We start from the raw sequence: 22,574 nt of genomic DNA on the forward strand, positions 1-22,574 counted from the left end.
GGATCAGCGCCAGGCAGCGAGGCTGACCTCGCTCTGCAGGTCGATCGGACGGGCGAGGGCAATCGTCAGCACGCGCTCAGTCACCAGCCGCAGCACGGCTCCGGCCGGATCGGTGCTACCCGTCAGCCACTCGGCGCACACCTCGAGCGAGGCGCTGCCGCCGACCTCAGCGAGATGCGAGAGCAGCATGAGGCGCTCGCGCGGTGTGACGTGCACGCCATCACAGGCCGACACGAGCAAGGCATTGGTCAGCCGCGGCTCGGCCCGGATGACGCTCTCGGGCACCAGCACAAGACGGCGGCCGCTGAACTCGACGGCCCACTTCAGATCGAGGATGCGGGCATGCAGGACCGGGGCACGCCAGCAGGCGCTCGGCACGGCAACGAGGCTGACGGTGCGACCACCCGAGAGACGGACCGAGCGCAGGACAAGGCCAACCTGAGCCAGACCGAGAGTGTGCGCGAAGGTCTCACACCGGGGGTCTGCCGAGACGGAACGGACGCCGGATTGAACGCCCAGCAGCGCGTCGAAGGCATAGTGCAGGGGAGCTTCGCGCCCGAGGCTGGCGACCACGGCGGCACGCGAGGAGGTCTCAAGTGCACTGGAGGCAGTGACGGGAGAGACGTAATTCATAGGCATAGCTTTCCTGTTCGCCAGCGCGACGGCGTGGCGGTGATGATGAGCAAGGATGGGAGAAAGGCGCGCAGGCTCAGGAGCCTGCGCCGACCAGGATCAGATCCGACGAGAGGGATCGATGGTGCAGGTTCGCAGGACCGCGCCGGCACCCTGGGTCGAGCCCGTGAGGCATTTGGCCAGCCTGCTTGGGTTCTCGAACGACTCGTCACGGGTGACGACGAGTTTCGTCTCATCCGTGGGATGAGGCTTGAGGACGCCTGTCTCCAGCAGGGTCGCCCGGTGTTGGCGAATGTAGCGCGGCAGCGTCGTGGCCCCGATCGCGCTCACCTCGCTACCCTTGTGCACGAGCAACGTGCCATCAGGCAGCTTTTCCGCCGTGGCCTGAAGGTCGCCGTAGTGTAGCCGGTAGCGGGTCCCGATCGGATCCTCGGCTTTCAGGCCTGGGCCACGTCCGCCCTCCGATCCAGTCGAATGAGTGAACGGCTCCTGAGGCATCATCGGATCAGGGGTTGAGCTGAGCCGGGATGGCTTCAGGAACTCACTGAAGTCAAAACGCGATGCCGCCGGCGCGACCGTGTGCGGGACGGCGTCACGCTCGAGGACGGGTGGCTCAAGGAAGCGATGCCCCATCGACACCAGCTGACGGCGAGCCTCGACAAGATAGGCGTCGAGCGCGCGGCGCTCCTCCTCGGACACATAATTGCGCCAAGGAGACACGCCGATCACCAGATCAAGGTGCGGGGCATGCTCAAGCAGGCTGTTGACGCGCCACTCCAGATGCTTGCCTGCGGCCTCAAACCAGCCCGGCTGCTCGCAGCCGAAGATGACGGCCCAGTGCCACGCGCGGTCGGAGTCGCGGATCTTGCGCATCAAGCGTTGGCCGACGTTCCTACCCTCACCGCACATGACGTAAGGGCGTTGATCGCTGGCCTCGGGCAAGCCGATTGCAACGTAGCAGCCCGTCGAATTGAGGACGGGCAGGGAGAGCTCCTGAGGGAGATCTTCGACGCGCATGACCATGACGGTCGGAACCCAGATGGGCGCGCGCTGTTTGACCGGGCCACTCAGATTGATGAGGGACATGATGGGCGCTAAAGGCGAAAAGTTGTTTGACATGAATGCAAACCTTTGACGATGGCCCACGCCGCTCCGTCTGCAGGACAGTGCCATGACTGAACTAGCCAGGCAGCCAGCAGAGCAGGGGCGTTAAGTCGGGGGAGATGAGGGGTGAAGCGGCTCAGGCGCGGCAGCCGGACGACTGCAGGCACAAGACCTCGCCGCACGGGATCGCCAGGATCGCGCACGGACGGTTCATCTCAGTTCGACAAGGGGGTTTCAATGCGCGCGCAGGCGCGCTACTGCATACAGCAGCCATAGTCGGGTCTCCTTAGGACTCGGACTGTGGTCAGGCACCCTGTCGGTGGTGGTACACCGGCAGGGGCCGCCCTGAATGGGCAGGCCGTTGCCACGTCGGCTTGGCTGTAAGATAGCGGAATATTGGTTTATTGCAAGTATAAATTCCAATAAACAGAAACGTTAAAAATCTATTAACGGATGCGGATAAGTTAATCCCCTCCGACACACGCCGAAAGTGGACCTGTTTTGGAGGGCTGAAGGAATTCAGCCCTGCGGATTGTCCTGCTGGAGCGTAAAACCAGTGCGTCCACCGCTCTGGCCACACTGGCATCATCTTTACTGGTGGGTTGCTCTTTCTGGAACCGCCACACTCCGCAAGATCCACCAGGAGGGCAGTGATCACTCAAGACCAACTGGTTGCCGCTCTGTGCGCGGGCCGATGGCAAGCCGTGATGGATCCGCAAAGACAGCTTAGGTCCTGCGGCTTCCCTCAACAGGTCGCGGTCGCCAAAGGCTTCTGCTCGAAAGCACAGGATTGCTGGTTCGGATCCTTCAGCACTCTGCACGTATCGCGCAACGATCATGTCTCCGAGCGTTTGCGCCCGGCGGCCAGGCGCAAAGAGCCGTTGGCGCCTGTGACCTTCAGCTGATCGAAGTTGAGGTTGCCGAGCTTCCAGGATTGCAGAACGACGGAGGTGTCACCGATCGACTTCGGCTTCACGCCGCCCTCTGTGGCGCGCTCGATGGTCAGGGCCTTGCCGCTCCAGTCGAGCAGCAGGCGGTCGTCCGGCCCGAAGCCCGCGCTGTCCCACAACGCCCGCGGCAGGCGGATGGAGGTGTAGAACCGATCCGGACGCTTGGCGTCCCCAATGGATTTCACCACAACTACGGCAGCCGCGATCTGTCCCTCTTTGGGCTCGGCCTTCCGCTTACGCCCAGCCCGCCGTGGCGCCTCCTGTACCTCCAGTTCTGGCACAGGCGCCGGTTCAGCATCGACGCTTGGCGTCAACTCAGGGCTGGCCTCAGCCTTCATCACAGACGGCTGATCAGCGACAGGATTCGCGAGCTGCGGGATCACCTGAATGGCGCCTATAACCTGCCGAAGATCGCCTGAGAGACCCTCCGTCGACTCGAGGAGGGCAGGGGCCAATCGTGTGATGGCTTCGATCTGCTGGCCACCAAGTGTTACGAGCTTGTTCACCTGATCCGCCATGAGCTCCATGGCCGATCGCAAGCCTTTCAGATCCGCTGCCATTTCGGCCAGAGTCTGCTCAACCTCTGGCGAAAGAGCTGGCGTAGGATGTGCTGGCTGCAGTGCCTTCGGGGTGGGGGATTGAGGTGGTTTGGCTTCCTTCGGGCGGAAGACCTCGGCGGCCAGAGCCTCAGGCTTGCCCAAGTGCCGGGCCAGAATGTCGGCTGTGTCCTGGTGCCGCTTGTCCGCAGCTCTGGTCTCAGGACGCGGGGCTGCCGACTTGGTCTTCTGAGCGTGCCGTGGTCGTCCTAAGCAGGCTGAGCAGACATCAAAGGAGGGAGCACGGCCGAGCAGCCAGCCGCGCTCGTTGAAGTAGCCTTTGACCACGTCAGTACCGGTAGGCTTGGAGGCTTCATAGACATCCGTGCTGGCACATTCCGAGCAGCGGATCTTGAAGCGGAACTTGGAGGGCGCGCCGCCGCTACGGGTAATCTGCGGCTCGAACTGACGTGCGATGCCGGGCATCTGGCTAATCCTGATCGTTGAAAAAGGTTTTCAGGCCGAGGAAGATGCAGTGTCCTGATCTCTCGGCCCGCAATAGAGGTGTAGGGATGGGCAGGGGATTAACACCGGTCTCGCCAAATTCCAACCCGTCGGTGTGGGTCTGCTTCATCTGTCTGGAAGGCAAACAGGACGGGCACACTTTCAAGCGTACCTGAGGCCGCTATCATCACGGGATGGGCCCTCCTATATCCAGGTGTCATTAGATACAGGGGGCTGAGATGACTGAGACAATCCAAGGGAGGGCCATCGCCGGCCGGGGCGACGCCGAGAGTATTGCCCTCCAAGTCCTGAACTTCATTGTCTCAGACGTCGATCGGATCATCCAGTTTCTGAACGTCACCGGCCTTCAGCCCGAGACGATCCGCACGTCAGCGACATCATCGCATTTTCTGCTGGGCGTCCTCGAATATGTGGCGAAGGACGATGAACTCCTGAAGTCAATCGATGAGGAGCTCAAAATCCGGCCAGCCGCCATCCTGGCGGCCATCGTGCATCTGTCGCCGGAGCCCGAGATGAAGCCGCTCGATAGGGATAAGAAGGTCGACACGGCCCCTCAACTGCCGAGGCGTAACCTGTTCCACTGAAGGGAAGGGCCTCCTCACCCGCCGTTGCCAGGTTGATGAGGAGGCCTCCCGTTCCGGAAAGCTAGGATTGGAATGCCAGCTTCCGCTCGGAGTGATGCTCAGACCCAAAGACAGTTTCGGCGCAGCTCAAGAAAAAGCATCGGCTCGCGGCCGAGCCTTCCTGTCGTAGCAATGCTTGAAGGGCAGGATATCAGCGGGGAGGTTCGGCGATTGCAGCTGCATCACTGACAGTCACTGCTTGATGCAGAAAGTCTTGATGGTGTTGGAACTGCGAACCCATCTTCGCCAAGTCATCGGAACGAGCTGCTGATCACTTGGCTTGGCCGGCAGAAGTACTGACCGGCTCCTGAGCCAACACCTGTTCAAGCTGCATCACCAGCGCACGACGTTTCTCTGCACTCAGCTTGTCCAGGTTATGCTGCCGCCATTTGACGGCAGGGAGATCCTTGACTGCATCAACGCCGAGCAGCTCCCATTCGGGTTCGCCTCGCTCGAACGAGAGAAGGAAACGGCGGTGGGCATCAGGCATGCCGCCGACGACCGCTTCAATCATCGTCTCTCTCACCTGAATGAGTTCCTCGATGGTTACAGGAGCCACTGTCATGCCATCGAACCCATGGGTGAATTCATGAGAGATGTCCTTCCGTGGCGGCGCCAGGACCTCTGCCATCGGGCGGTCATGGCTCAGCAGATAGACAATGAAAGCGGTCCGCAGTGCCTCCGTGATGCCTTCGTTCGCCAGCAGATCGCGAACATCGAACAGGTCGCGCGGATGCTGGCGGTCGAATGCGGCCACCAGTTTGCCGGCATAAAGATCGGCGAACGACACAACTTGGATTCCGGAGAACCCGAAGGTGTCCTCGACGTTTGGCGAGACTCCCCTCATCTCAGGCTCGTAGACGCAGCCCCGCAGGACGGGTGTCACCTCGATCTTGATCTGTGCTCCGGCCGCTTGCACCGTCAGCTTGGTCACGATGCCTTCACGGGCATTGACCACTTCGTTGACGTGGACACGCTGCAGGTTTTGTCGGATGCGACCGGCGATCCGCTTCATGGCAGCATTGATTCCTGCCAGGGATTCGGGCCGGCCCGCCACCGGCAAATAGGTCAGATCGATATCGACAGACAGCCGCGGCAGGTTACGAACGAAGAGGTTGATTGCGGTCCCGCCCTTCAGGGCAAAACAATCTTCCTCCGCTACGAAGGGAATGATCGAGACCAGCAGGGCGACTTGGCGGCGATACTGTTCAGCTGGGGGCATAAAGATCGTCCGGTACGGTGATTTGGTAAACGGGATCGAGCCTGCCGCCCTTGACGAGCATGCGCTTGCCGGTTCCGAGATCGACCTTCGCGCGATCAAGCCGCTTCAGCCAGGCATGCTGATGGCGATCCGCAAAGAAGAAGAACAGCCGTTTCACTTTGATGCTGCGGCAGTCGGTGAGCAGCTTTTCAAGGCGTCGTGGGCTCAAGGTGCGCAGCCCCTCCACCAGCATGTCAACCTGATGGAAGCTCTCATGTTTGGGCAACTCGTCCAGGAGCTCGAACAGGGCCCGCTCAGGCGTCGACACCGTTAAGGGCCAGTTCCATTGCCCCCAAGGGAGCCGGTTCAGGGTACTATGCCGGCTGTCATTGCTGGAGCCGACATCGGTTTCGACATCCCAGTCCAGGCTGGTGAGCCCTATCGTCACCGGGTCGGACTTGAACAGAGTCTGTGACTTGTGGAACTGGAAGGTCTCTTTCAGGGGTAGCTTGTTGAGCCATCCAGGCGGCGGTTCGCGCCCGTACAGGTGAATTGTCTGCGGACCCTGGGCGGAAACATAGTGGCTGAACCCCTGCAGATCGAGTGCGGTGCGGCCGCCGACGATGAGTGGCTGTTGCAGTAGGATCTGCAGCGATATGACAACCTGCTGCCAGGAAAGGGTGCCCCAAGGCCGCTTATAAGTGCCCCGAGCAGGCTGCTCGAGCCAGCCGGCCGAAACATATTGGCTGCGAAGGCTGCTGGAATAGCCATGGCGCTCCATCCAAGCGGCATCGACCAGCAGCCCTTGGGGCAAGACCTTGTCGAGTTGGTTTAACTTTCCTTGTCTGTGCTCAGTCATGCTTAGCAAAATAGCATGAAGCCAAACCAAATCGCAAGTTTGCATTTGGGCCAATTACCTAAGCAATTCTAAGTGATCCAGCTAAAATTCAAACTTGAGGATTTTTGGCAAAACTCGCAATGTGGAATTAAGCCGAAGCCCGAGGGTCGTGAGACTCACGAGAGTGCTTGGACCGAGGCAATCACCGAGATCAGACCTGTGGCGGCGGTCATCTACTTGCTCCAGCTGTATGACGACGCCTTCAGCGGTGACAGTAGGATCAAAAATCTGGGCGGCTACTTCAGGGCGCTTGTATGCATGATCAAGCCGGCAAGTTGAAACCAGAGATCGAACTCTTGGCTATGTGGTGACGGCGGATGACCTAGACGCGTGGTGGGAGGTCCTCAATGACGATCTCGTTTCCGTCGACGCGTCTGACATGCTGGCGTGTCCCTTCTGGCAACTCGCGGATGATGCCATCACAGACCGCTGGATCCATGTAATGCACCGGGACGCCGAGGCGACGAGCTTCCTCAATCGCGATCAGGCCGATGTTGCGGACGGCTTCTGCATTCTCGCGGGCTTTCTCGAGGAGCTTCATGTGGGCAGTATACTCTGAACCAGGGTCCTGTTGAGTCTTGATCTCGTTCTCTATCCATTTGGCATGAGGCCTGGCATCTGGACCTCGATAATTTCGCGGACCAGATCTCCGGCAGCCATTCCGGCGTCGGCATAGTCAGCAAAGGTCGCGCGGTATACCCCATCACCCTCCACGAAGATCTTGCATCTCTCCGTGCCGACGAGGACGCAGACGCGAAGGTCAATAGACTTGCCTGTGCCTTCGCCTATTCGAGTGTCATAGAGTACTTTTGTCGGCGTGCTCATTCCGCAGCATAACACGATAAGACACGCCATGGCAGGTTCCCGTAGTGGCGTGCCACCGCTGGTCCGCATCGGGAAGGCGAGGAGCCGAAGCCGATGATGAACGAATCCGAGGAGTCAGACTCTGTATAGGTCACAAAGAACCTTGTGAACAAAGCTGGAGTCTCAGCGGCGGAGCAAGAGGAGCCAAGGGCAGGAACCCCGGGAAAGGCGGATCAGCACATGCTGGGCTCAGAACCGGGAAAGTGTGTCCAATGCACTGGTAACCCAAGCTGATAGCTAACGGGATAACATTTCGCATAACAAACATTATGGAACCAAAATGATGGGACAGGTGTTCAGCGGATCCTGGGGCTTCTCTTTGGTCCATCTGGAGCCAAGCCATAGACGGATGATCCGTGTAGCAGATCTCCATCGGTCATCAATCAGTCAAGACACGAATGGAATGGGCGGACGCAGAGAGCTGCGCCTGCCCCGTCCCCTTATAATCAGGTGTTCAGACCACCGCCTTGGCGTCGCCCTTCGTTTTGACAAGAAGTTCGTTGGCAGTTTTAGGCTACGAATCCTGACTGCCATCCGCTGTGTAATCCAACGAATGGGGGTTCCAGTCTCAGCTGATGTTACCCGATCGGACACCGTTGAGGTGTCGCTGTCGGCGAGTTGCTTTTCGTAATCACTTTTGAGCTGGGGCCAATAACCCGATCGTTCAGCGCTTAGATCCGGGTTGCTGCTTTTCGGTGGGAGAGCCCAAAGCCGAAGCGCTTGTATACGAAGCTTCGCTCCGAAGGAAGTAAGTATTGATCAAGGCCACAATCCTGCGGCCCAGTGTATGATCCTCCCGGAGGTCGTCCGTGTCGAGGATCTCAAGCCGGATTTCGAAATCAGAGTCGCAGATGAGGGTGGCCGCATCCTGCTCGTCGCCGTCTCCCCGGCTCTCCAGGAACCAGCCCTCGTCTGAACTCGGGTCTTCTGGATCGAGACCCGCATTCAGGCTCTCGACGATGTACCTGGCGAGATGATCGTTGATTCCCGTGCCATCTCTTCACCAAAGATGATCCGGGGCTCGCCGCGGGGATCCCGAATGACGTGCTGCCGGTCTCTTCCCGGGCGGGCGATGAAGAGGGTCTATTGTCACGATGGGCTCATGAGCTTCTTGTCGGAAGATCAGTCGGGACAGCTTATGCAGTTCCGATGACGAATAGTATTCCTGCCGTCCGATCAGTATCGACGGCCGAGCACCCAATCTCCCATCTCATCAAGGGCATCAAACGCGCGGTTGGTCAGGCGGCGCGGACCAGCAAGCAGCCCCTCCTCCCGCTGCAGAATGTCGGGCTGCGAACGGGGTGGCACCACCTCATGGTGTTCACTGAATCGGTCGATCTTCTCGTCGAAAGCCCAATACCGCTGTGAAGTGACAGGCGGCATGGTCGCCGGCGGCCTCGGGCGGATGTCATTCCTCACATCGACCGGTCGGCGGGTCTCAGGCGGCAGGATATCCTCGACTCGGGTCAGGGCAACGGACTGTGACTGAGGCAGCGCGACACGGTAGCCGAGGTCCTGGGCCACACCGGCCAAGTTTTGGACCGCTGCCCTGCCCGCCTCCATGCCATGGCAGATGCTGAAGTATAAGGCATGGAAGTTGGCGTTCTGGCGGATGGTCTCACGGCTTTCTCTGGTGGCGAACGGCGCGAGATAGAAGGCCATCGTGCGGCCGCCCTTCTCAGCCACGATCGCCGGCTTGGTGGGCGAGCAGTACACGTACCCGTTCTCCTCGCTGAGCTCCTTGCGTCCACTTGAGCTGGCATGGAACGTCTTCACCCGGGTCTGCATAAGCGTGCCCTCTCCTCCTTTCACTACAGGAGAGGCCGCCAGGATGGCGAACTCGTCGCAGCCATTCTGGCGGCAGAGCCCTCGGATGATCTCGGCGCGATCATAGGTCTGGGCAAAAGCTGAGGTTGAGAGGATAAATGCAAGAGCAACAAGTGGTCTGAGCATCGGCGGCCTTGGGCGGACTGATGATTAACGAAGTATCACCGCCGAGGTCAGCCACAAATGTGTCGATTTCAGGCCAAGCTGCGGGCCTTTTCCCTCGATCCACCTGCCAGCGGTTTCGTGTAGACCAGACGCCGGTGCCAAGCGCACCAGCTCGATCCATCCTGCGTCTCGGCTCCGCAGAAGAGGGCTTCTGACCGATCATCTGAGACGATGAAGCGGCATTGTCGCGCTCGGAGCTTGAACAGGGTTGTTCGGGTCCTTGGGGACGGCTCGATGATCTCAGGCATGGCTCTCTCACCCGGTGCACTGATCCGAGCGGAACGCGACGAGGGGCCGCGAGGGTTCCAAGACTGCATGAGCTATCAACAGCTCGATCGCCGCACGTCAGATGTAGTACCAACCTGACGCGGGGCAAAGCTGACGATTGATTTTCGGGCACCCGCTTGAGGTCGGCAGTCGCCATTGAGCGCTGCCCCCCGCCGGCTGCAGCCCAACACTCGTAAGTTGACGGGTTGATGTGATAAGCCAGGTGCCATTTTCCAGCACCCAACCGCAGCTATAGAAAGGGAACGCATGCCGAAACGCCCAGAGCAGGAAGACGAGAAAGCCGAAACCAAGGGTCAGGCCAGCACTCCTGGTCTTGACCGATTGGAGCGGCTTGCCAACGCGGCGGCCACAGCCGCCCAGGAGAAGCAGTGGCGGGCACGCAAGAACGGACTTCAGCAACAAGAGGAGCCCTCTGAGGTGCGCAACCTCAGCCATGATGCCGACGCTAGGGCAAAAGCTGAGGAGGCAATGCGACAGATGATGGCGAAGCCACAAGGGAAGCGACGTGGCTGGTGAGGCGAGAACGCGCAGGGGGCAGGAGACATCTCTGGATTAAGGAGCTGTTCATCCCTTCATCGCCATGGTCGCGGCACCGCGCTCCTACCCTGACGGGGCGCAGCAACGGAGTGTGACGATGTCAGCAGCTCAAGCCGCCAAGAAGCCGAATGCAGCATTGATGAAGCCGCTGCAGCCGTCAAATGATTTAGCGGCTGTGGTGGGTTCGTCTCCCCTGCCCCGCACCGAGGTTGTGAGCAAGCTGTGGGAGTATATCAAGGCCAATGACCTGCAGAATCCCGAGAACAAGCGCGAGATCCTGGCCGATGACAAGCTGCGGGCCATCTTTGGTGGCAGGGACAAGGTGAGCATGTTCGAGATGAACAAGCACATCGCCCGACACCTTTCCTGAGGCGGGCGTACCGGTTAGCAGGGTTTGGCTTCCGCTCTCCCGTCAACCGCTCCGATTAGACAGCTTCCTTGAGTTCCTTGGCGGGTCGGAAGGCGATCTTCTTGGAGGCCTTGATCTTGATCGCTTCTCCCGTCTGTGGATTGCGGCCCATGCGGGCAGCGCGCTTGCGCACCTGCAGGATGCCAAGCCCGGTCAGGCGGATCTTCTCGCCCTTCTTCAGGCTCCTGGTGATCATCTCCACCACCTGGGTCAGCATCTCGTTGGCCTGACGCTTGGGCAGCTCATGCGTCTCGGACAGCCGCTCCGCCAGATGGCGCAAAGTCAGGGTCGGGCTTGCTGTCGCGCCAGATGCCTTGGTGGACTTCGTTGCGGCCTGGGACGGCGCCTCGGTTGCAGCCTTGGCTCCAGCAGCCTTGGAGGCAGCCTTTGTGGCGACCCTAGCCGAAGCCGCTTTCGCCGGCTTCTTGGCGACTGCAGCAGCCTTAGGTGCCGCAGATTTAGGCGTCGCAGCCTTTCGAGCCGAGGCTGTCTTAGTAGTGGTCTTGGTTGCCGACTTCGCCATCTGGAAATTCCCTCAAATCGCCGCGGGCTCATCGAACAGTAGCATCTGCAGAGGATTTCGGCTGGGGGTTCAGATCCAGCAGCTCCCGTTTCCACAGCATTCATGGGCGAATACGATTATAGGATCACCGGTTGCTTGGAGAAAGCGACGATGGATCTTGAGACCCTGCCAAAACAAGGGATTTACTCAGCTCTGCCCCCCTCCCAGGATGGTTGAGCGGTCCTGCAACCAGGGTCGTCACCCAACAGTCCTGGAAGCGTCAGTCAATCGTCGCGTTGAGGAAGTCCTCAATCGACAGCTGCGCCGAGCCTTGTGTCCGTTGCTTCCGAGGGCTCGGGACCTTCCCCGCAGAAGTGACAGCCTTGGACTGGCTTGCTGAACCATCTCCCTCCTTTGCCCGTTTCATGCGCGCTTTCGCCCGATCCCGCGAAATGGCTTCGTCCGAGGTTGGATTGTCCTGCAACCACTTCCCTCGCTTGAGCACCTCGTTCACCCGGCCCTGGTTGACCCCCAGCTGAAATGCGATCTCCTGCTGGGTCATGTCCGTGGTCTGGTTGAGCTCGATGATCCTCCGGGCCAGCTCAGGCGTCATCTTCTTGCCAGCGATGCGCCGCGCGGGCCGGATCGTCCGGTTGGCGCGATCCCGCTCCCTGAGCTTTTCCAGAATCGCCAGAGCCATGTTCATACCCTGCTCCCGCAGGGCGTCTTCGAACTCCTTCAAGGTCGTCACTTGAGCGTCCTCCGGTGAAGTCGGTTGCGCCTGTCAGAGCGCACTGCCAATTACCATACAGGTTCAACGCCATCTGAAGCGGACTGAAGCCCGCACCAGCCTCAATAATCCCAGGGTTTTTGACCCGAGAGTGTGAGGCCCAGGAGTATACCCATCTCTCAGCGGCAATAGCCTAACGCACCGCCGTCACGGTGATCCGATCAAGGGCGGCAGGTATGGTGAGCTTCCGAACGCGGGGCAGCACCGTCCTCGAAGCGAGCAGGAGCTCGCCTGAAAGCAAAGCCCTCGGGAGCGCTGCTGTGCTCCCGAGGGCTGGGTGGTGGGACGAGACGAGGCCGGCGGGCTGCACACCGACTGCTAGAGGCTGAGACGATGCTCGTTCGCGTGTGCCAGTCCGGTCGTGCTGCCAACCTCAGTCCTCGTCCGCCTCACCCGTTCCGATGAGGATGTCGCGTTTGCCAGCGTGATTGGCTGGGCCGACCACGCCTTCCTTCTCCATCCGCTCCATGAGCGAGGCGGCGCGGTTATAGCCGATCTGCAGCCGGCGCTGGATGTAGGAGGTCGAGGCCTTCTGGTGCCGGAGCACGATCGAGACCGCCTGATCGTAGCGATCACCGGAGCCGAGGCCCATATCTCCCTCATCGAAGACTGGGGTTTCCTCAGTCGCGTCCTCGTCCTCATCATCAGCTGTAACGGCCTCAAGGTAGACCGGTTTTGCTTGGCGCTTGAGGTGCGTCACCACCCGTTCCACCTCAATATCGGAGCAGAACGGTCCGTGCACGCGCTCGATGCGCCCTCCCCCAACCATGTGGAGCATGTCGCCCTGTCCGAGGAGTTGCTCGGCGCCCATCTCGCCCAGGATCGTGCGCGAGTCGATCTTCGAGGTGACCTGGAACGAGATCCGGGTCGGGAAGTTCGCCTTGATCGTACCGGTGATCACGTCGACCGACGGGCGCTGCGTCGCCAAAATGACGTGGATGCCGGCAGCTCTGGCCATCTGGGCCAGGCGCTGGATTGCACCTTCAATCTCCTTGCCGGCCACCATCATGAGATCAGCCATCTCATCGACGATCACCACGATGTAGGGGAGTGATGTCAGGTCCATGGCCTCATCGGTGTAGACGGGCTGCCCGGTTTCCTTGTCAAAGCCGACCTGGACGGAGCGGGTGATCACTTCTCCATGATCGCGGGCTTCTGCAACCCGGGCATTGAAGCCGTCGATGTTGCGTACGCCGAGCTTGGCCATCTTCTTGTAGCGATCCTCCATTTCCCGCACTGCCCAGCGCAGGGCAGTGATCGCCTTCTTGGGATCCGTCACCACAGGCGTGAGAAGATGTGGAATGCCGTCGTAAACGGAGAGCTCCAGCATCTTGGGGTCCACCATAATCAGGCGACACTGCTCTGGGGTGAATCGGTAGAGCAGTGAAAGGATCATGGTGTTGATGGCGACGGATTTACCGGAGCCGGTAGTGCCGGCCATGAGCAGGTGCGGCATGCGGGCGAGGTCCGCGATCACCGGCTCGCCGCCGATGGTCTTGCCCAGGCACAACGGGAGTTTGTGCTTTGAGGTCTCGAACGCTTCGCAAGAGAGCAACTCGCGCAGGTAGACCGTTTCGCGGACGTCGTTCGGCAACTCGATGCCGATGGCGTTGCGACCCGGGATCACCGCCACGCGGGCAGACACCGCGCTCATAGAGCGAGCGATATCCTCGCTCAGCGCAATCACTCGGGACGATTTGACGCCGGGAGCTGGCTCGAACTCATAGAGCGTCACCACTGGGCCCGGATGAACGTGAATGACCTCACCCTTCACCCCGAAGTCGCGGATGACCTTCTCGAGCTTCCCGGCAGTCTCCTCCAGAATATCCTCAGTCAGTTCCGGTCCTTCACACGCCGGCGGTTCGGCTAGGAACGCAAGGTCGGGCTTCTGGTACGACCACACTTGCGCAGCCTCGGGGCCGGCGGGCGGATGTCCCCACGTTGAGGGAGCGATCTTGGGAAGATCCACGACCTTCGCGCTCATGGGAAGCGGAGCGTCCAAGGGAGCAGGAACAGGTGGTTTGGCTGTGTCGGCCACGATCATGGGCGTGTGCTCCACGCGCCTTGGTGCGGATGCCGCAGTCGCGATGGACGGCTGCATCGAAGCCTCGGCTGTGTTGCCTGTCCTAGATTGCCCCACCGCACCGTCTTGGAGAGCAGGTGGCAGGAATCCCTCATAGAGGGCGACATAGCCGAAATCGATGCCGTCAGGATTGTTCTGCTCCTCATGCCGAGGGCGAACAGGCGTGGTGATCCGAACCGCCTCACCGGTGTGGCCCTCCGCCAGTTCTGGCATGGTCGTGGTCGACTGACCGGCATCTTCAATCATTCCAGGGGCTGTGGCGGCCGACGCGACCGCGTCATCCTCACTTGGTGCAGAGAACGCCGCGACTGCCTCCCGGATCTCATCTCCCTCTCCCGAGAGTGCCGGGACGGAGGCTGTAGGCCACGATAAGCTGACACACGCAGTCAAACAGCTCGTCGGAGACCAGGTGTAGGAGACTCTCGGGGCCTCCAATGTGAATGCCTGGGGCCTGTCTTCTGCATCATCACTCTCGCCGATGATTGTCGGAGGCTCCTCCTGATCAGCGCGTGCTGTATTCGTCGATCGGAAGAACGGTGAGCTATCCTCCGCTGTAGTCGTGGTTCCCCCGCTAGACAGGGCGGCCTCCTTAAGGGCAAGAGCTGTGAGTCGCTCCTCAATCCCCGGTGCAGCGGAAGCGAATTTCGACCGCAGCTCCGCAATCTGGCTTCGGACAGCGGACTCAACGGCCTCGTCTGACGAAGCCACCTCGACCATCATGACGTCGGCGGGTTTATTGTCGGTGGGTGGGATCGGCAGTTGGAGCGCCACACCGGGGAAAGGCTCGTTGTCGTGCCTGTCGTTCGGGCGAACGATCCTGTTCGGGGTGCGTGTGGCCCGGGTGCCATCCTCGAGGACGAAGGCTTTGCGCCAGGCCAGTTCGTTGTCATCCTGGTCCAAGGCCTTTTCTGCCTCGGCGCGGAGATGCCGCAAGGGTACGACATTGCTCCTGCGCGGTGCAGGATAGTCCTCGTCGGTGCCGGGGAGCGGCGGCGGGCAAAACGGCGGCCTTTGGGTCGATGACATGATCTCAAACAAGCTCAATCAAAGGTGTGGGTTTATGCTCCGCACTCTGGGTGCCTCCGGTAAACACCTGGTTAGGAGCCCATGGCCGGTTTAGTTTCATCGCCTACAGTTGTACGGTGGGCTCTGGCGTGAGGCATAGGCCGGGCCGCAGCCGTTCTTACTGCCACGAAAATCGCCAGGGGATCTCCCGATGGTCATCAAGCGGTCTCCTGGACCGTATGCGGCGTTAGCCGCAGGACAAAGAGATGCTGGCCGTGGTGGAGCCGTGCGCGGTCGCGATGGCTTCTTCTTGGGGCGGGCTGAAGATGGAGATCGCCAAGGAGCGCTTATCCACCGGACCTGTGGGTCTCACCCCTGTGTCTACGCGGTTTTTCATACAACGCTGGGTTCAGAGGCTGCAGCAGGCTTGGGGATGAGTCGCCAGATCCGAGACAATGTCGCTTGCCGACGGTTGGAGTTGGATGTGAATGATCAGGCCATCTTCGGTATCTACGAGCGCCGAGAGGCTGAACTCGTGATCCGGTATGTCGAGACGCCACGACCTCTACGTGGAACTGGAGCCGCCGGGCAGCTGATGCAGGGCATTGCGAAACTCGCCCGCGCGGAGGGTCGGAATATCACACCTCTTGGCGGCTATGCATGGGCATGGCTTCGCCGCCACAAGGAGTATCGAGACCTCCTGAATTGACTAAGCAGGATAGCCGGCAAGAGAGATCTTTGAGTTAATATGATAGAGTAAGGCAATTGGCATGCCATAGCCACCAGCGGCCTTTGCGAGCCGCCAGTGAAAGGGTTCTGCTTCATTTGGGCTTTCTGACAGCCTCACCAGGATGCTGGATGGAGGCGCCGCTTCCAGCGCTCGTGGCGCGGGAGTTGCGCAGCCGCGGCCTGACGCTTGACCAGCCTGCGACGGCCAGTCTGCCGCGGTGGTGCCACTGGCGATGGGGGCACCACTTTATCCTTCGGAGCAGAATTCACCTGTGCCACTGCGTCGGATGTCATCGCCACTTCAACCGCTTCAGGAGCCTTGCTCCGTGTCTTGCGTGACTTGGTCTGCGCGTTCGACGCGATCGTGATCACGGGTTCCAGATAATCGTGATCATCCATTCCAGGGCAGCGTGATCATGGTTTCCAGAGGGTCGTGATCGCTCGTTCCAGCGATCGTGATCAGTCTTCTGAGACCGTGAAGAGGTGCTTGCCGCCGGCAGTCCGCAACCCACGGTAATCTTGGCTTTTGCTTTCCAGCCGAGGACCAAGATGCCCACCGAGAGACTGTCGATGCGCCACATCCGCGAAGTCTTACGCCTGCACCACGGTGTCGGGCTCTCCCAGCGTGCCACCGCGGCCAGCCTGGGCCTGGCCCAAGGCACCATCAGCAAATACATCAACCGCGCCCGCCGCGCCGGCCTGACCTGGCCGCTGCCGCCCGAGTTCGATGACGATTTCCTGCTGGAGAACCAGCTCTACCCACCGCCCTCGATCTGCCCGCCGAGCAGCGCAGCCATCCCGATTGGACCCTGGTCCATTGCGAGCTGCGCCGGCCGGGCGTCACCCTCATGCTGCTGTGGGAAGAATACTGCGACAGCACGCCCGAGGCCTTCAGCTATTCCTGGTTCTGCGAGCACTACAAGGACTGGGTGGGCCGGCTCAAACCCACTCTGCGCCAGGTCCACGTCGCCGGCGAGAAGCTGTTCGTCGACTATTCCGGCCACACCATGGAGGTGATCGACGGGCCAACCGGCGAGGTTCGCCCGGTCCAGATCTTTGTCGCCGTGCTCGGGGCCTCCAACTACACCTATGCCGAGGCCAGCTTCACCCAGAGCCTGCCGGACTGGATCGGCTCGCATGTGCGCACCTTCGCCTTCTTGGGCGGCGCCACCCGCCAGACGGTCAGCGACAATCTCAAGGCCGGAATCACCAAGGCCTGCTTTCCACGAGCCGATGGTCAATCGCACCTATGCCGACACAGCGCGTCACTACGGCACCGCCATCGTGCCGGCCCGGCCCTACAAGCCGCGCGACAAGGCGAAGGTCGAGGTCGGCGTTCAGGTGGTCGGGCGCTGGATCCTGGCCCGCCTGCGCAACCGCCGCTTCTTCTCGCTGCCGGCCCTCAATGGGGCCATCCACGATCTGCTGCATGACTTGAACGAGCGGCTCCTGCGCGGCTGGGGCCGCTGCCGACGCGAGCTGTTCGAGACGCTCGACCGCCCGGTGCTCCTGCCGCTGCCGGCCGAACTTACGAATATGCCGAGTGGAAGCGCTGTCGCGTCGGTCTCGATTATCACATCGAGATCGGCAAGCATTACTACAGCGTGCCGCACAGCCTCATGCGCCAGGAGGTCGAGGCGCGGATCACGGCCACCAGCATCGAAGTCTTCTGGCGGGGCAAGCGCGTGGCCTCACATGTGCGCTCCCATCGTCCGCATCGGCCGACCACGGTGGCCGAACACATGCCGAGTTCGCATCGGCGCTACCGCGACTGGACGCATGAGCGCATCCGCCGCGAGGCAGGCAAGGTCGGGGCCGACGCGGCCACCCTGATCGACGTCATCCTGCGCTCCCGGCCGCATCCCGAGCAGGGCTTCCGCTCGGCGATCGGTATTCTCGGGCTGGTCAAGCGCTATGGAGGGGAGCGGGTCGATGCGGCCTGCGCGCAGGCGCTGGCGATCAACACCCGGTCATACACCTCGGTGGCTGCCATTCTGAAGAGCGGCACGTCCAAGGCTTCCCAGCCGGCGCAGGACGCGCCGGTTCTCGTCCACGCCGACATCCGTGGCCCCGGCTACTACCACTGATCAGGAGATCCTCATGCTGCTTCATCCCACCGTCGAACGCCTACGCGCTCTTGGCCTGAGTGCCATGGCCGACACATTGATCGAGTTGCAGACCAACCCCGAGGCCGCCGCGATGCCCCATGCCGACTGGCTTGGTCTTCTGGTCGATCGGGAAGCAACGTTCCGCGGCAACCGTCGTCTGGCGCGCCGCCTGAGCGCGGCCAAACTGCGCCAGAATGCCACCATCGAGAATGTCGACTACCGCAGCTCGCGTGGTCTCGACCGGGCCCTGTTCCAGGCGCTGGCCACCAGCCAGTGGGTGCGCGATCACAATCACCTAACGATCGTCGGCCCGACCGGAACGGGGAAGAGCTGGCTCGCCTGTGCGCTCGGCTACAAGGCTTGCCGCGACGGCTTATCGGTTCTGTATCGCCGGGCGCCGCGCCTGTTTGCCGATCTGGCCCAGGCCTGCGGCGAAGGCCCTCTTGCGCGGCTGATGAGTGCCCTGGAACGCACGGATTTGCTGATCATCGACGACTGGGGCCCGGAGCCGCTCACCGCCGAGCAGCGCCGGGATCTTCTCGAGATCGTCGACGATCGCTACGACAAGGGCTCGCTGCTGATCACCAGTCAAGTTCCCGTGTCACACTGGCACGATGTGATTGCCGATCCCACCCTCGGCGACGCGATCCTGGATCGCGGCATTCACAATGCGCATCGGATTGAACTCAAGGGCGACAGCCTGCGGCGCCGGGCTTGACCTGACGCCTGTTTCCAGACCACCTTGCAACTGTCGGCGGTATGGGCCGCTTCACTCCCGCTCAGCGGACCACCAGGTCAATGCTGACGGTGATCACGATCACCCGAACGAGTGATCACGGTCGCGTGGAACCACCGATCACCATCCCTGGAATGCGCAACTTGGTCCTCTCCCCTTCAGCCGCTTCGGGTTGAACATCATGCAGAGGCATTGCGCTCTCTTCAGGGATAGGAGCGATGTTGCTCTGCGCTAGGGCCTCCAAGATCAGGGACGCTTCTGTGGGTGCATCCGTTATCTCCTCGACAGGGAAGATGTTCAGTTCGAGCTCTATCCGTGCTGGCTTGGTTCTTGCCCGCGAGGGCCTTTTGGGGCGAACAGGCTCAACGGCCCCGGAGTGACTCCGCGCTGGTTCAACAAGGCTCGGCAGAATGCGTCGAGGAGCGGCCGGCTCAGCCGCAATCTGAGGTTCTTGCTTTTGGAACACCTTCTTGGCCGGGGCGGGCGCCAGCTCAATCAGACGCTTTGGCCGGAGGGGGTGACACTGATCCTGCACGCGGGATCTCTTGATCTCGATGGCGAACGGCTTCGGATTCCGCTTCATCTCATCTGCTGACTGCGCATCTGGAAAGACTGCGACCTAGGTGCCGGCTGCGCTGACGTCAACAGGTCAAACAGCGATTGCTCTCGGTCGATGTTGTCATTCTGAGGATCGGATGTGTCGCAAATTCAGGCTTGGACCGAAGGAGCGAGCGACTCTCGCACAGAGTTTATACTGCGAGTAGCTCGAACTGCGCGGCAAGCGACGGCGACCGATGGCCGGCATACTTCGCCTGTCCTTTGCACATCATGTGGACCATCTCGATCCCTCCTAAGACTGCCCGAGCGGATGCCACCGACTTGAACCCGAGCATCGGTCGAATCATGCGCTTGATGGCCCGGTGGTCCTGCTCGATCCGATTATTGAGGTAGGCACTTTGCCGGACCCGGATCGGCTTCAGTTTGCGACTTGATCGATCCTGGAGCCGGTCTGCCGTATCGCATGCTAGAATGGCTTCCCGGTTTGTCTGGCTGCCGTCGATGACAATCTTCTCGGGACGACCATGCTGCTTGAGGGCCTTGCGCAGGAACCGCTTGGCGGCAGCGAGGTTGCGCCGCTCGCTGAGCCAGAACTCGACCATGTCACCGTTGCTGTCGATCGCGCGGTAGAGATACTGCCACTGACCCCGGACCTTGATATACGTCTCATCCACGTGCCATTTCTGGCTGACGGGTCGCTTGGGTCGATTGAACCGCTCGAGAAGCTCGGGCGAGTAACGGACCACCCAGCCGCCGACCGTAGCGTGGTCGACCGAGATGCCGCGCTCGGCCATCATCTCTTCGAGGTTTCGGAGGCTCAGATCGTAAGCCAAGTACCACCGCACGCATAGCAGGATCACTGATCGATCGAATTGCCTGCCCTTGAACATCTCGCGTTACTCTCTCTCTCACTGACGCAAGCCATAGCTCGGGGGAGGAAAGAATGAGTTGCGACAGAACCCCTTGTCAGCCGATCGCCTGATGTTGCCCGTGGAAGCACCCCGGCAAAACAGCGAGCGCGGAGGTCAACGCCCAGTGGCTTCCGACTAAAGTTGGAATGCTGCACACCGAGCGTTTCGGTATGAAGCAGCAACAGCCGTAATGAGGCTGACAAAAAAAGGCCGGGCCAAGGGCCCGGCGCAAGTCAAGGCCCGACAATGTCAAACCTTTCCAGAGGGAACGGCCGATGCGACAGTGCCGGGAGGAAGAAAAGCGCTGCCGTGTTGAAATCAGCCAAAGCTGATATCGGCTGTACTGCGCCTCTTTGCAACGCAGCATGCCTCATAAAGGGGCTGCACTGAGAACATAGCCCCGCTAGCTGCCTTTGAAATGAGTGTTTTGGCTTGTATCTGACTACGAGCATTGCCCGATTATGCGAGTTGCCGGACCTGCGGCGACAGTACGTCTCTCGTTTAAGACGCAGCTCACATTCACATAACGTGCCACGCATCCAGCGTGAGCGGTCCTACCAAAGCGGCGAGTGTAAGCGGACGACGGACAAGGGAAAGGCCGATCAATTGTGGGCCTATAGCAATGGGAAGGAACAGCCGCGCTACCCGAAATCGTAATGTCCCTAAGGAGATGTCCGAGGTTGCCACATCCTGCCTCGCCACTTAGCGTTACCGTATCGGCCGGACTGCCGAAAGCGGGCGGATCCTTTGGTTCTGCTCAGAGGAAAGCATCGAGGTAAGGAATACCCATGGCTACGGGCACCGTGAAGTGGTTCAACGAGACAAAAGGTTACGGCTTCATCCAGCCTGACATGGGCGGAAAGGATGTGTTCGTTCACATCAGCGCCGTCGAACGCGCCGGTCTGCGCACTCTCGTTGAGGGGCAGAAGATCTCCTACGACGTTGAGGCTGACCGCCGCTCCGGCAAAGAGTCCGCTGGCAACCTCAAGACTGCCTAAGCCTGAAACGGGTAAACTGCAATCAAGAACGAGCCGCTCCTTTTGAGCGGCTCTTTAATGCCCCTCCCCTACTTGGCATTCCCGCTTCTTTGAAGGTCCATGAGGATCGCTCCGAAGTCGCCGCCGCTAATCTTCGACCAAAGGTCCTGATCCTGCGTCCGTTCTGGTGCGATGAACCACCATTGAGAAAGGATTTGAAGAGTATAATAAGCACCGCTCGCTGCGGATCTGAGCCGAACGGGATGTGCGAATGCTGCCGGCATTGTCGACGACCATGTTTTCCGAGCCAAAGCTTCCCGGCAACAAAGTGCCTGTTCACGTGAGTGGGCCAGCATGCCAAATCGTTACCAAGTACGATTGGCACCGAGACCGGGATCAGCTATTCCGGCAGCAGAATGAGGAACGGATTCAACGAACGTGGTGTCATGTCTGGCAACCGGCTGAGGCTGTCCAAGCGGGCCGCCCACGACCTATTCCTCATCGTCTCAGGCTTGTTGCTCGTTGCCTGGGCAGCCTACCAGTTCACACTTTTCAGTGCGTTAGCCGGTGAGATCTCGCACGAGAAGCACATCGATCTGTATGAATCGGTTCTCCTTGGCCTGCTCCTCTGCTTCAGCATCTGGATCTTTGCCTGGCGGCGGCAACGCGAACTGCGCGACCACACGGCCTTGAGGGCCGAGGCTGAGCAGCGAGCCGCCGAGGCCGAGATGCGGGCCCTGCACGATCCGCTGACCGGATTGGGGAACCGGGCAAAGCTCGATGTCAGCCTGGCCGACATTGTCTCAGGTAAGGATGCTACCCCATCGAGCGGACGAGTCGCCCTCTTGCTGCTCGATCTCAACCGTTTCAAGCAGGTGAACGACAGGTTTGGCCACCCGATGGGGGACACAGTCCTCAAGATTGTCGCCCTGCGGTTGCGCTCCAGCGTGCGGGCCACTGATGCGGTGTTTCGACTGGGTGGCGACGAGTTCGCTGTCATTGCTGACGATACAAGCCGCACGACGAGTACGCATGGTCCAGGCTTTGCGGAGGCGGCCGCGGAGGAGATCATCGACGCGATAGATCAGCCAATGATTGTCGATCGGCGCACCATTGCCGTCGGTGTTTCGATCGGCATCGCCTACTTTCCCCAACCGGGCAGCACAGCACAGGAGCTGATGGAGAAGGCGGATATTGCCCTGTATGCCGCCAAGAACGAAGGCCGAGCCACTGACCGCTCCTGCTATCGTGTTGGCACCGCCTCTGTGATTGGCCTGGTGCGCCGCAATCATGCTCCTGGATGAGGAACTTGCCCTACCCTCTCAGGGCATTTGGCAGGCTTGAGAACAACCTTCTGGCATTGATGCGGTTGAGGGCTTCTCTCGGTGTTCAAGGTTAAGCTCGAAGTAAAGTTCAAGTTCTATAGAGAAGCGTAGCGCGAGAGGCTCAACCCTGTTGCCGACTCGCTTTGCCTTGAACTGCTGCCTTTCCAGCGTGCCCCGACCTCCCCCGGCGGGGCATTTTTCCAGTGCCCGTTTGTGTATGGCTACGGATGAGCGATGCAGCGGAGTATGAGGCTGCTCATGACTACTCCAATCATCGCTTCTGAAATACT

General features: G+C 60.5%; 19 protein-coding genes and 1 pseudogene. 8 read left to right on the plus strand and 12 right to left on the minus strand.

Annotated elements, in window-relative coordinates:
• Positions 1-3: 3 nt before the first annotated feature.
• From DES45_RS21630 to DES45_RS21640, 3 genes are all read right to left on the minus strand, one after another.
• Positions 4-633, minus strand: coding sequence for a hypothetical protein (locus DES45_RS21630; RefSeq protein ID WP_114772504.1), 630 nt, complete (start codon positions 631-633; stop codon positions 4-6).
• A 99-nt stretch (positions 634-732) separates the two neighbouring features.
• A complete protein-coding gene (locus DES45_RS21635; RefSeq protein WP_114772507.1) occupies positions 733-1,719 on the minus strand; it encodes a GIY-YIG nuclease family protein in 987 nt (328 codons plus the stop codon).
• An 853-nt stretch (positions 1,720-2,572) separates the two neighbouring features.
• On the minus strand, positions 2,573-3,709 hold the full coding sequence (locus DES45_RS21640) for a hypothetical protein (protein ID WP_114772509.1): 1,137 nt from the start codon (positions 3,707-3,709) through the stop codon (positions 2,573-2,575).
• Positions 3,710-3,966: 257 nt separating this feature from the next.
• Here DES45_RS21640 and DES45_RS21645 point away from each other — a divergent pair, with 257 nt between their 5' ends.
• On the plus strand, positions 3,967-4,332 hold the full coding sequence (locus tag DES45_RS21645) for a DUF3572 domain-containing protein (RefSeq protein ID WP_114772511.1): 366 nt from the start codon (positions 3,967-3,969) through the stop codon (positions 4,330-4,332).
• Positions 4,333-4,642: 310 nt separating this feature from the next.
• Here the strand turns inward: DES45_RS21645 and DES45_RS21650 are convergent, their stop codons facing one another.
• The 5 genes from DES45_RS21650 to DES45_RS26390 form a co-directional block, all read right to left on the minus strand.
• Positions 4,643-5,593, minus strand: coding sequence for a nucleotidyl transferase AbiEii/AbiGii toxin family protein (locus tag DES45_RS21650; RefSeq protein ID WP_114772513.1), 951 nt, complete (start codon positions 5,591-5,593; stop codon positions 4,643-4,645).
• Positions 5,580-6,431, minus strand: a complete 852-nt coding sequence (locus tag DES45_RS21655) for a type IV toxin-antitoxin system AbiEi family antitoxin domain-containing protein (protein WP_114772564.1) — start codon at positions 6,429-6,431, stop codon at positions 5,580-5,582. Before DES45_RS21655 ends, DES45_RS21650 begins: the two co-directional genes overlap by 14 nt.
• Before the next feature lie 361 nt (positions 6,432-6,792).
• Positions 6,793-7,011: a hypothetical protein gene (locus tag DES45_RS24850; protein WP_147282464.1), complete on the minus strand. Its 219-nt coding sequence runs from the start codon at positions 7,009-7,011 to the stop codon at positions 6,793-6,795.
• 1,499 nt (positions 7,012-8,510) lie between these two features.
• Entirely contained in the window at positions 8,511-9,287 is a 777-nt protein-coding gene (locus DES45_RS21675; protein WP_210210253.1) for a hypothetical protein, read from the minus strand.
• Between the two features lie 68 nt (positions 9,288-9,355).
• Positions 9,356-9,643, minus strand: a complete 288-nt coding sequence (locus DES45_RS26390; protein WP_114772521.1) for a GcrA family cell cycle regulator — start codon at positions 9,641-9,643, stop codon at positions 9,356-9,358.
• Between the two features lie 217 nt (positions 9,644-9,860).
• On the opposite strand from DES45_RS26390, the gene DES45_RS21685 reads away from it, so the two are divergent.
• Both DES45_RS21685 and DES45_RS21690 read left to right on the plus strand, forming a co-directional pair.
• Complete coding sequence (locus tag DES45_RS21685; protein ID WP_114772523.1) at positions 9,861-10,130, plus strand: hypothetical protein; 270 nt, start codon at positions 9,861-9,863, stop codon at positions 10,128-10,130.
• Positions 10,131-10,248: 118 nt separating this feature from the next.
• Entirely contained in the window at positions 10,249-10,521 is a 273-nt protein-coding gene (locus DES45_RS21690; protein WP_173945015.1) for an SWIB/MDM2 domain-containing protein, read from the plus strand.
• Positions 10,522-10,576: 55 nt separating this feature from the next.
• Here DES45_RS21690 and DES45_RS26395 read toward each other — a convergent pair whose 3' ends face one another.
• The 3 genes from DES45_RS26395 to DES45_RS21705 form a co-directional block, all read right to left on the minus strand.
• Positions 10,577-11,083: an HU family DNA-binding protein gene (locus DES45_RS26395; RefSeq protein WP_114772527.1), complete on the minus strand. Its 507-nt coding sequence runs from the start codon at positions 11,081-11,083 to the stop codon at positions 10,577-10,579.
• 259 nt (positions 11,084-11,342) lie between these two features.
• Positions 11,343-11,813, minus strand: coding sequence for an RNA polymerase sigma factor sigma-70 region 4 domain-containing protein (locus tag DES45_RS21700; protein WP_114772530.1), 471 nt, complete (start codon positions 11,811-11,813; stop codon positions 11,343-11,345).
• Positions 11,814-12,225: 412 nt separating this feature from the next.
• A complete protein-coding gene (locus DES45_RS21705; protein WP_245571830.1) occupies positions 12,226-14,961 on the minus strand; it encodes a DNA translocase FtsK in 2,736 nt (911 codons plus the stop codon).
• A 412-nt stretch (positions 14,962-15,373) separates the two neighbouring features.
• Here DES45_RS21705 and DES45_RS21710 point away from each other — a divergent pair, with 412 nt between their 5' ends.
• The 3 genes and pseudogenes from DES45_RS21710 to istB all read left to right on the plus strand — a co-directional run bounded on the left by DES45_RS21710 (position 15,374) and on the right by istB (position 18,495).
• Positions 15,374-15,649, plus strand: coding sequence for a GNAT family N-acetyltransferase (locus tag DES45_RS21710; RefSeq protein ID WP_114772532.1), 276 nt, complete (start codon positions 15,374-15,376; stop codon positions 15,647-15,649).
• 569 nt (positions 15,650-16,218) lie between these two features.
• Positions 16,219-17,756, plus strand: a pseudogene (istA, locus tag DES45_RS21715) (IS21 family transposase).
• A gap of 13 nt (positions 17,757-17,769) precedes the next feature.
• On the plus strand, positions 17,770-18,495 hold the full coding sequence (gene istB / locus DES45_RS21720; RefSeq protein WP_114772534.1) for an IS21-like element helper ATPase IstB: 726 nt from the start codon (positions 17,770-17,772) through the stop codon (positions 18,493-18,495).
• 767 nt (positions 18,496-19,262) lie between these two features.
• On the opposite strand, the gene DES45_RS21730 is transcribed toward istB, so the two are convergent.
• Entirely contained in the window at positions 19,263-19,961 is a 699-nt protein-coding gene (locus DES45_RS21730; protein WP_114772538.1) for an IS6 family transposase, read from the minus strand.
• 809 nt (positions 19,962-20,770) lie between these two features.
• On the opposite strand from DES45_RS21730, the gene DES45_RS21735 reads away from it, so the two are divergent.
• Together DES45_RS21735 and DES45_RS21740 are read left to right on the plus strand one after the other, a co-directional pair.
• Complete coding sequence (locus DES45_RS21735) at positions 20,771-20,980, plus strand: cold-shock protein (protein ID WP_114772540.1); 210 nt, start codon at positions 20,771-20,773, stop codon at positions 20,978-20,980.
• 323 nt (positions 20,981-21,303) lie between these two features.
• Entirely contained in the window at positions 21,304-22,263 is a 960-nt protein-coding gene (locus DES45_RS21740) for a GGDEF domain-containing protein (RefSeq protein ID WP_147282465.1), read from the plus strand.
• The last annotated feature ends 311 nt before the right edge of the window (positions 22,264-22,574 follow it).

It is taken from the genome of Microvirga subterranea (genome assembly GCF_003350535.1).
In the GTDB taxonomy this organism is placed as follows: Bacteria; Pseudomonadota; Alphaproteobacteria; order Rhizobiales; family Beijerinckiaceae; genus Microvirga; species Microvirga subterranea.